This is a genomic window from Staphylococcus petrasii, from assembly GCF_002902565.1.
GTDB lineage: Bacteria > Bacillota > Bacilli > Staphylococcales > Staphylococcaceae > Staphylococcus > Staphylococcus petrasii.
Map to the genome: position 1 here is coordinate 1 of NZ_PPRC01000123.1, position 1,139 is coordinate 1,139.

The window sequence follows — 1,139 nt, forward strand, 5'->3', positions numbered from 1 at the left end:
AGGTCACACCTGTTCCCATGCCGAACACAGAAGTTAAGCTCCTTAGCGCCGATGGTAGTTGGATTTACGTTCCGCTAGAGTAGGACGTTGCCAGGCTTACTAAATTGGAGAATTAGCTCAGCTGGGAGAGCATCTGCCTTACAAGCAGAGGGTCGGCGGTTCGACCCCGTCATTCTCCACCATTTCAATTATATAGCCGGCCTAGCTCAATTGGTAGAGCAACTGACTTGTAATCAGTAGGTTGGGGGTTCAAGTCCTCTGGCCGGCACCATCTTTGAGCCATTAGCTCAGTTGGTAGAGCATCTGACTTTTAATCAGAGGGTCAGAGGTTCGAATCCTCTATGGCTCATACGATTATTTTAATAGCCACATGCGGAAGTAGTTCAGTGGTAGAACACCACCTTGCCAAGGTGGGGGTCGCGGGTTCGAATCCCGTCTTCCGCTCCATTTTTTGCCGGGGTGGCGGAACTGGCAGACGCACAGGACTTAAAATCCTGCGGTGAGAGATCACCGTACCGGTTCGATTCCGGTCCTCGGCACCATCTTTTTAAATATAGCGCCCGTAGCTCAACTGGATAGAGCGTTTGACTACGGATCAAGAGGTTATGGGTTCGACTCCTATCGGGCGCGCCATTTAAAATTCAAACCTTATTTAATTAAATACGGGAAGTAGCTCAGCTTGGTAGAGCACTTGGTTTGGGACCAAGGGGTCGCAGGTTCGAATCCTGTCTTCCCGACTTCTTAAATAATATGGGGGCTTAGCTCAGCTGGGAGAGCGCCTGCTTTGCACGCAGGAGGTCAGCGGTTCGATCCCGCTAGTCTCCACCATTTATAAAATTTCTAAAATGAACATTGAAAACTGAATGACAATATGTCAACGTTAATTCCAATAAATGTAACGATAAGTTACAAACACTATTTAGTTTTATGAGCTAATCAAACATCATAATTTTTTATGGAGAGTTTGATCCTGGCTCAGGATGAACGCTGGCGGCGTGCCTAATACATGCAAGTCGAGCGAACAGACGAGGAGCTTGCTCCTTTGACGTTAGCGGCGGACGGGTGAGTAACACGTGGGTAACCTACCTATAAGACTGGGATAACTTCGGGAAACCGGAGCTAATACCGGATAATATTTT

General features: G+C 47.7%; 8 tRNA genes and 2 rRNA genes. All 10 read left to right on the top strand.

Features of this window, described 5'->3' with window-relative positions:
• Positions 1 to 96: ribosomal RNA gene (gene rrf / locus CD127_RS11850) — 5S ribosomal RNA — on the top strand; the annotation flags it as partial.
• 10 nt (positions 97 to 106) lie between these two features.
• Positions 107 to 182: transfer RNA gene (locus CD127_RS11855), tRNA-Val, on the top strand.
• A gap of 13 nt (positions 183 to 195) precedes the next feature.
• Positions 196 to 271 (top strand) — tRNA-Thr (locus tag CD127_RS11860).
• Between the two features lie 5 nt (positions 272 to 276).
• Positions 277 to 349, top strand: a tRNA-Lys gene (locus CD127_RS11865).
• A 23-nt stretch (positions 350 to 372) separates the two neighbouring features.
• A tRNA-Gly gene (locus CD127_RS11870) sits at positions 373 to 447 on the top strand.
• A 6-nt stretch (positions 448 to 453) separates the two neighbouring features.
• A tRNA-Leu gene (locus CD127_RS11875) sits at positions 454 to 542 on the top strand.
• A gap of 14 nt (positions 543 to 556) precedes the next feature.
• Positions 557 to 633 (top strand) — tRNA-Arg (locus CD127_RS11880).
• A gap of 30 nt (positions 634 to 663) precedes the next feature.
• Positions 664 to 737 (top strand) — tRNA-Pro (locus CD127_RS11885).
• 15 nt (positions 738 to 752) lie between these two features.
• A tRNA-Ala gene (locus tag CD127_RS11890) sits at positions 753 to 828 on the top strand.
• 124 nt (positions 829 to 952) lie between these two features.
• A 16S ribosomal RNA gene (locus CD127_RS11895) occupies positions 953 to 1,139 on the top strand; the annotation flags it as partial.